Annotated in this window: 7 protein-coding genes; 3 read left to right on the top strand and 4 right to left on the bottom strand. The window is 41.6% G+C overall.

The window, feature by feature from the left end; translation table 11 throughout:
- Positions 1-141: 141 nt before the first annotated feature.
- From BUB28_RS16350 to BUB28_RS16365, 4 genes are all read right to left on the bottom strand, one after another.
- Positions 142-1,725: a PASTA domain-containing protein gene (locus tag BUB28_RS16350; protein WP_072952575.1), complete on the bottom strand. Its 1,584-nt coding sequence runs from the start codon at positions 1,723-1,725 to the stop codon at positions 142-144.
- Between the two features lie 13 nt (positions 1,726-1,738).
- Entirely contained in the window at positions 1,739-2,305 is a 567-nt protein-coding gene (locus tag BUB28_RS16355; RefSeq protein WP_072952576.1) for an RNA polymerase sigma factor, read from the bottom strand.
- 281 nt (positions 2,306-2,586) lie between these two features.
- Positions 2,587-4,536: a serpin family protein gene (locus tag BUB28_RS16360; protein WP_072952577.1), complete on the bottom strand. Its 1,950-nt coding sequence runs from the start codon at positions 4,534-4,536 to the stop codon at positions 2,587-2,589.
- Between the two features lie 729 nt (positions 4,537-5,265).
- The gene (locus BUB28_RS16365) at positions 5,266-6,180 is read right to left on the bottom strand and encodes a M15 family metallopeptidase (protein ID WP_072952578.1); all 915 of its coding nucleotides are present in this window, start codon (positions 6,178-6,180) and stop codon (positions 5,266-5,268) included.
- A 230-nt stretch (positions 6,181-6,410) separates the two neighbouring features.
- Here BUB28_RS16365 and BUB28_RS16370 point away from each other — a divergent pair, with 230 nt between their 5' ends.
- Genes BUB28_RS16370 through BUB28_RS16380 form a run of 3 tightly spaced genes read left to right on the top strand, consistent with a single transcriptional unit; the run spans position 6,411 to position 7,780 of the window.
- Positions 6,411-6,833 (top strand): GNAT family N-acetyltransferase, encoded by a 423-nt coding sequence (locus BUB28_RS16370; protein WP_081373580.1) that lies wholly within the window; start codon positions 6,411-6,413, stop codon positions 6,831-6,833.
- A gap of 7 nt (positions 6,834-6,840) precedes the next feature.
- The gene (locus tag BUB28_RS16375) at positions 6,841-7,314 is read left to right on the top strand and encodes a hypothetical protein (protein WP_028518235.1); all 474 of its coding nucleotides are present in this window, start codon (positions 6,841-6,843) and stop codon (positions 7,312-7,314) included.
- Entirely contained in the window at positions 7,307-7,780 is a 474-nt protein-coding gene (locus BUB28_RS16380) for a P-loop nucleotide/nucleoside kinase family protein (protein ID WP_072952579.1), read from the top strand. Before BUB28_RS16375 ends, BUB28_RS16380 begins: the two co-directional genes overlap by 8 nt.
- The last annotated feature ends 136 nt before the right edge of the window (positions 7,781-7,916 follow it).

Genomic DNA, 7,916 nt, shown 5'->3' on the forward strand with positions numbered 1-7,916 from the left:
AAAAAATCAGCTAAAAAAGTCTTTGGAAAGGGGTTCGGGGGAAAGCCTTTCTTCAGAAAGGTTTCCCCCGATAAATAGTATAAGCTTCTATATGAGTACCACGGTTATGAGGAGTCTTTGTGTTTATTCAAGCTGTTTGTATCAGTTAGGATAAGGATTATGGAATTTACCCACTTTCCATGAGCCGTCGGGCTGGATAACTGCCGAGAATTCATCTGTTTCGGTATATGGCTCAAAATCGCCTTCGATATCAACGTGGCGGAAGTCGCTGTAATGTCTTTCTACCGCAAAGAATATCTCGTCATCTGTCCTGCGCAGAACTTTTGTCACTGTGGTAGATTCGAGATAAAGCTCAACACCGGGGTTGCCTGTGAGCCAGCATAACTGACCATTATATATACAATAATACTTTTCAATAGTTGCGTCGTTCTCAGCGTATCTGTCGCTGAATACTTCGTGGTATTGAGCGCGTAATTCGTCAAGAGTTACATCATACACATTGGAAAGATATGGACCGTTAACTTGTTCAAAGCAATTCAAAGTATCAATATTGAAGTGCTCAGGAGCGAAGCGTCCGTATTTAAGGTCAGTATCTATTGCATTTTCGTAGAACTTCTGTGCCTTTGCGATAAGCTCTGCATCTTCAGCCACTACCTCGGTATTTCCGTTATTACCTTCATTAGATGTATCACCTTCGCTGACATAAAGTGTGATAACTGTTTCCTTGCTGACTAAAGTACCCTCGGCTGGTTCTACCTTGATAACATATCCGGGCTGGACTGTATTATCTGATTTTTTAATGATATTGTAATTAAGACCGCGTTCCTGAAGCTGTACCTTGGCAAGCTCATTCTGTGTTCCCACAATTTTTGGAACTTCGACCTTATCAGATGAACTTGCGTGAGCGTTATCTTTTTCAGAAAAGTCCTTTTCCCATACCTTTTTTATAATGTCATTAGCGTTTGCGTCATCGGGTATGATAAGTTCGCTCTCCGAATATCCGTAGGAATAAAGCTTCTGAACTGTCTTGGCAACTGTCTCATCGCCTGTGTAGTACCACAGATCCTTGCCGTCACTGTATTTCAATGCGGCACCCTTGTCTGCATCTGTATCATACAGGCAGAATTCAAGGCGGAAGGGGTTACCGTTGTTGTAAACATACAGGGTCACAAATTCTCCGTCAAATAAACGTGCATCTGATAATTCCGTCCATTTGCCTTTGTTGAAGCCTTCTGCCAGCTCCTTTACGAAATCGCTTTTCAGATCAACGACTGCGGGAGCAATAGCTGTATATGACAATCTTACGTGTTCATTGGAGATATCACCGAAAGGACAACTTTCCTCTGTCTTGGTTGCTGGCTCGGTTGAAGCCTCTGTGGACGGGCTTGTGGCGGGATCTGTCACTACAGGCACAGGATCGTTATTGAAGGTATTTCTGTTCTTCATAAATAACATTCCGCCTGCAACAGCACCTCCTGTAATGACAAGTGCAGCAGCGATAGCCGCAAACTTCTGCCATACGGGCTTTTTGTACTGTTCTACGCCCGATACCTCGATATTATCTTTATTATTGCTTTCTTTGGTTCTTTCATTATATATCTTTCTGCTCATAGCGAACATCCTCTCCATTTCAACATCGGAAGCAGGACAGTTTTCAGCGATTTGTTTTATTGTTTCGTTATCTGCATTTTCAAGCATTGTAAGATCAAACTCCTTATCGTTCATAACTGTACCTCCTTTAAAGTGAAATATTCATAGCGGTGAGCTTTTCCCTCAGCCTTTTCAATGCTCTGCTGCATCTCATTCTAACAGCCTCGGGAGTCAATGACACTTTTTCAGCTATTTCTTTCGAGCTGCGCATGAAGAAGTATTTCTGCATTATAATAGTAGAATCAGGTTCGCCGAGAAGTGATATGCAGTTCATAAGACTGCTTCTCAGTTCTTTTTTCTCAAAGTCTGCTTCTGTATTTTCAGGAGACTCCTGCTCTGGAACGTCCTCGTCGTCAACGGAAACAAATGAAAATCCTTTCCTTGTGAGCTTCCTGTACATATCCGCAGCCTTATTTCGTGCGATCGTTCCGATAAAGCCTGAGATATCTTTGTTTACGGCTTTGCTGCTGTCGTAGTGTATATATACATCGGCAAACACATCTCCCACACATTCTTCTATGTCCTCGCGTCTTGCGCAGCTGCGCAGACGGCTGAAAACTATAGTGTAAACGTATTTGAAATACTCATCGAAAATTTTTCTTTGTGCTTCTTCCTTTGAACGCTCGTAAGCTTTTGTATATTCTTCATGTGTCATATGGATCACCTCTTATGTAAAGCTTTTTAGATGCATCGTGTTGGCTTTCATAATATCTATTCTCATTTCGGAAGAGAAACGTAACGCATTCAGAATTATTTTTTTGATTTAATTAATGTCTGCTAAGCACACATTAATTATAGTATACATCGACTTTGTGCAGATTGCAAGAAAAATACCGCCGAAATTGTTTATTCCGACGGTATTGAAAATTATTTTTCTGATAATCAATGGTTTTCCATTGAAAAAACGCTTTTTTCAGCCCTTATATGGAAGCGTTCTTATTTTTCCTCAAGCTGAGTTGCAGCGCCGATGAATACGGGAACGTTGTTCTTGTCAACGATCATGTAAACGAAAGGCTTGTCGAGGAAAATTTTTATCTTCTTCTTTTCAGGTCTTAATGCGCTTGTGAGAGCCATCATTACAGCTGTAACAGCAGCAGCCTTTGTGCCCTTTTCTGTTACTTCTATCTTTGTCTTGTGAAGAACTTCATCAATATAAAGAGGCTGTGCGCCGTCAACTGTGAGATCGTTGATCTTTGAGAAGTCTGCAAGCTCCTTATCGAAAGCCTCGTCCATACCGATAGATGCAAGTATCTCTTTAAGTTCCTTGCTGTAATTGTACTTGAACTTCGGTATCATAACGTTGAGCTCGATATTTGACATATCCTCGCACTCTTTGAGATCCTCAAGAAGCTTCTCAGCGTCAAGGTCGTTTACATAGTCCACGATGTTCTTTTCCTTTGGAAGTATGCCGACGAAGCTGTACTCTCCGCCCTTATAAGGCTTCTTGAAGGCATCTGCATCGCCGAGATCGTAATATTGCTTTTCCTCGCTGTACATCTTTTTGATGTTGTGCTCATTGCCGTTAAGGTCAGTGAACTTTCCGTCATAGGATTCGTTATATATGCTCTGCCATTCAGCCTCAAAATAGAGAGTATTGATAAGCATCATCATCATTTTCTTCTCTTCTGTAGGATCAAGATCGCCCTTGTTGAGAAGCTTTGGTATCATACCTCTTGTATTGCTGCTTACCCAGCTGTTTACGTCTTTAACTGTATTGTCATCGAACGGGGTCTTGTATATCTCGGAGTTGTAGTACTTCTTGTTCTGTTCGAGGAACTCGTCCTGAACCTTGAAAGTCTCGTCATCTCTGAACCAGATAGAATTTGCGAGATAGAGCTTCTGTTTCTGCTCATCGGGAAGATTTGAAACATAGTAAGCCATATACTCGTTGAGCTGTTCCATAGTAAGACCGCTTCCGAGGACCTTCTCCATTTGCTCCAGAGTCTTTTTGTCGGCACCGTTTGCGGTCATAGCAAGAGCAGATGAGATCGAAAGAGGTGAGATAAGGAGATTTTCCTCGCCTTCCTTTGTAGGATCAAAGGCTTTTTTGAGGATATCCACGCCCAGCTTCATTTCAGCCTTTGCAAAGGCTTCATCAGTAGCCTTGCCCTCTTCTGCCTTGATATTTACCTGATCGTCAAGGCGGATGCTTCCTGCCATAGGAGCTCCGTAGAACTTATCTATCTTACCGAGGAGATAATCCGATACAAGCTGGAGATCCTCTTCATCAATGACTTCGTTCTGGTCTATATCGGCGTTGAGGAAAACAGACTTTGAAAGTGGATTTTTCTCGGGATCGCTGAGATACTTTCTGTAGGAGATAAGATCGAAGGAGTCAACTGTTCCGTCATCGTTGATATCGCCGTAATAATGGATATCGGGAGATTTTATCTGCAATATCTCATTTATAGAATAGCAGCCATCGTACCTGTTGCTGTGGTCCGAATCCTCGTTGATAAGACGAAGCTCGGGATAATCGTCAAAGGAATTGAACTTTATTGTAACTACAGTATCGGGTGTGAGAGTTTCGAGCATTGCATTGTTTGCTTCGGTATGATCTACCATGTAATAATGATAATCAAAATCCATTATATACGAATAAGACCATATTGAGTAGTAGCCGTCTATCTTTGGCACTAACTGAAGCTTAGAACGATGTGAATCCGGATCGGTGTTTACACTTAAAACGTAAGCGTCCTTCAACTCATACTCGTACAATTTAGGTGCGTGTATGTCATCATACAGGAGTTCCTCTTCATCGTATTCGGCAGAAGCCGAAAGCGGCGAATACAGGGACTTGGGGGGGATGTTGCCGACAGCTCCGAGAGTCAGTGCAAAGCTCAGGATACCGGCGGTAACCTTGTTTAGTTTTTTCATGTTTTCCATAGTGAATTACTCCTTTCATAAGTGGATATTTTATGGAATATCTTCCATATTAACAGTATAACATCACGGTGCATATGTGTCAACGAAAAAGCTGCATTTCCTACACAAAATAGGCAAAAAAGGCATATCGTGCTTTGAGTTTGAACATAATGCCGAAAATAATTCAGTGAACCAATTTCACTGCCATTGTATATCTGCACAAGGTGGCATGGGATTATTTGTGCACATATACAATGGCGGTTGAAATAAAAAACTCTTCATATTATTAGACGTATGAAAAGTGAAAAACTCTTAGGAAAAAATGAAAAAAATTAAGGCTGCACAGCCTTATTGCTCAGAATTGGATATCGCCGTTTCCGCTAACGAAAAGAGTTCCATTATTTAAAGACGCAGTTCCCGTTGTCAAAGCTGCTTCGAGCACAAAAGCCGCAGTTTTTTCCATAAATTTTTCATAGTATTCCTCACTGTATGAAAAAGCGCACCATACAAGATATAGTTATCCTGCGTGATACGCTGATTTATTGTATGAAATTATTGTCAAGGCATAATTAGTTAGTTTACTTATATATATGTCAACTAAATATCTCTCCGCTGTCATGTTGTTCTTCTCATAATTATTTATGATAGATAAATTTTACCATATATGGGGATTTCTGTCAATGTCTGACCATATGTGAATGTATACAAAACAAGCGGACGTTTTGTAACGTCCGCCCATTTTCTCATATATCAGTGGTAGTAAGAGTCGATACCGAGGTATTCTTCAAGTGTAAGACCGCTTGCGTGGATAGGATAGGACATATCTGTGCCTACATAGCGAATATGCCATGATTCGTACTGATAGCCTGTGATGCTCTGCTTGCCCTGTGGGTAGCGGAGTATAAAGCCGTACTCGTGGCAGTGGTTTTCAAGCCATATAGCCTCGGGAGTTCCCGAAAAGCTGTCGTCTATCTGATTTACGTCGATTGCAAGACCTGTCTGGTGCTCGGAATATCCAGGACGAGCAGAATATGTATCTGCGGCAGCCTGTCCGTCACGGGCAACGTAGTTATTGTAGATTTGGTTCTGATAATCGTATGAACGGAAGCCCGATGAGAGCCATATGTTGAGTCCCTGCTGTGAAGCCGCAGACTGGAGCTTGTAGAACTGGTTAAGGCAGGTCTGGTCAAGTCCCGGAGCGAAATCGGCAGGAAGGCTGTAGCTCTTGTTTGCGATGAGCATACCGCTCATGTATGTAAGTCCCTCATTGCTGTACTGTACAGGAGCAGGTCCGTAGTTGTAATCGTTGGGAGTAGGAGCTGCATCGCCTGATGATGTGTTTGTCTGCTGCGGAGCAGGCTGTTCATAGGTCTGTTCTCCGCCGCCTGCTGGAACTGCCTGCTGCTGAGGAGCTTCTGTTGCAGGCTCTGCGTTTGTATTCTTAGCAGCTGCGGTCGTGCTTTCTGCGGCAGCAGCTGTAGTTGTTGAAGTCTCGGTGCTTTCCTGTACCTTTGCTGTAGTCGTTACGGTCTCGGAAGCAGTAGTTACAGCTTTAGTTGTGGACTTGACTGTAGGTGCGGTAGATTGTCCCTCTACTACCTTTCCGCAAGATGTCATAGAAAAAATAGCAGCAAGGGCTATAAATGATAATACTCTCTTTTTCATTTTTAAACTTCTCCTTTTCAGAATTTTTTGCTCGTTTCGAGCGTTTCTGCTATAATAATCGAAGCATCATGGTATAATGTTACATGAAAAAATATATTTTTTTGTTTTAACTTATGATCTGTGTTAATAATATTATATCACCTGTATGCGGAGTTTGCAAGATAATGTGGAACAATGTTGAAAAATACGTTACTGTGTGGTATACTTAGTCATATGAGGAGGAGATAATTGTGAAATACGATATATCAATGAATACTCTCAATGCTGATGATTTTATAAGGCTTTTCGACTCGGCAGGCTGGGGCAGACCCGAACGTGAGCTTGTGGAGACCTCGCTGAAAAACAGCTATGTCACATTTGCTGTTAAAAATGGTGATGAAGTCATAGCTATGGCAAGACTTATAGGCGACGGTGGAATGGCTTTCTTTCTCAAAGACCTTATTGTTGCTCCCGAATATCAGGGAGAGGGTATAGGCAAGACTCTGCTTGCTTATATCGAGAACTATATCCGCAGTCAGCTTAAAGAGGGCTGGTGGTCTTATTTTCAGCTTATGAGTGCAAAGAATAAAGACGAGTTTTATTTGAAATGCGGCTTTAAGTCACACCCCCATGAGCACAGCGGTCATGGCTTTACTAAAATAATAAAGAAATGAGGCTATTATGGCGAAGTATGAAAACGCTGATTCATCTGCTCAGTGTGAAGCAGAAATGTTCCTTTTTAATGAATTTAGGAAAGAATTGCAGTTAGATAACTTATCATATAATGCTATTGTTACTCTTGATTCAGAAGTTACTATAAAACCTGATGTGTATTCTGGAGACCATAAAATTATAGGCGAGATACACTCTCATTTAGGTAAATTAAAGCCTGCGCAGAAGCACAAAGTAGCGGCGGATATACTGAAAATGCTGCTTAATGATAAAGTAAAAGGAAAAGAGTTCAAGAAATATATTATTGTTTGCAGTGAGGAAGAGCAGAAACAGCTTTTAAATGAAAAATCACATCTTGGATTTACAAGAAAGAAATTCGGAATAGAGGTAAGGTATTATCCACTTACACCTGAATTAAAAGAGAAACTTAAAAATACAATGAAAAAACAAGATATGTACGGAAAAGGAAACGAGAATGGCTAAAGTAATAATGACCTGCGGCAGGATTTGCAGCGGAAAAAGTACATATGCTCAGAAGCTGAAAAATGAGCTCGGCGGAGTGATACTCTCTATCGACGAGCTTATGCTGGATATTCTCGGCGGCGAAACAGGTGACAAGCACGATGAATACGTAAGACGAACCGAGAAGTATCTTTATAAAAAGTCGGTGGAGATAGTTTCTTCGGGAACTGATGTTATTCTGGACTGGGGCTTCTGGAAGAAGTCCGACCGCGATTTCGCCCGTGAATTTTACCGCGAGCACGGAATTTCCTGCGAATTCCACTATATCGGCGTAGACGATGATGAGTGGAAAAGACGCATACAAAAGCGCAATGCTGAGGTGCAGAACGGTCGCAGTGATGCTTATTTAATTGACGAGGGACTTGCGGTAAAGTTCGAGAGTCTTTTTGAAGTTCCCGACAGAAGTGAAATGGACATATGGATATAAAAGTTGAGAGTTGTAGGGGACGGCGTCCTCGACGTCCCGTTAATGCGCAATTATTAATTCGGAATTAGGAATGCGGAATTCGGAATTAAATGTGCCGTAAGCGAAGTACAAATAACGGTTTTGAAAAGAGTGAGCG

This window comes from Ruminococcus flavefaciens, from assembly GCF_900143025.1.
Classification (GTDB): domain Bacteria; phylum Bacillota; class Clostridia; order Oscillospirales; family Ruminococcaceae; genus Ruminococcus; species Ruminococcus flavefaciens_I.

Excerpts from the sequence above, each read along its gene's own strand:
- BUB28_RS16375 (WP_028518235.1), top strand. The coding sequence starts at position 6,841 with ATGGCGAAGTATGAAAACGCTGATTCATCTGCTCAGTGTGAAGCAGAA.
- BUB28_RS16360 (WP_072952577.1), bottom strand. The coding sequence starts at position 4,536 with ATGGAAAACATGAAAAAACTAAACAAGGTTACCGCCGGTATCCTGAGC.
- BUB28_RS16355 (WP_072952576.1), bottom strand. The coding sequence starts at position 2,305 with ATGACACATGAAGAATATACAAAAGCTTACGAGCGTTCAAAGGAAGAA.
- BUB28_RS16365 (WP_072952578.1), bottom strand. The coding sequence starts at position 6,180 with ATGAAAAAGAGAGTATTATCATTTATAGCCCTTGCTGCTATTTTTTCT.
- BUB28_RS16350 (WP_072952575.1), bottom strand. The coding sequence starts at position 1,725 with ATGAACGATAAGGAGTTTGATCTTACAATGCTTGAAAATGCAGATAAC.
- BUB28_RS16380 (WP_072952579.1), top strand. The coding sequence starts at position 7,307 with ATGGCTAAAGTAATAATGACCTGCGGCAGGATTTGCAGCGGAAAAAGT.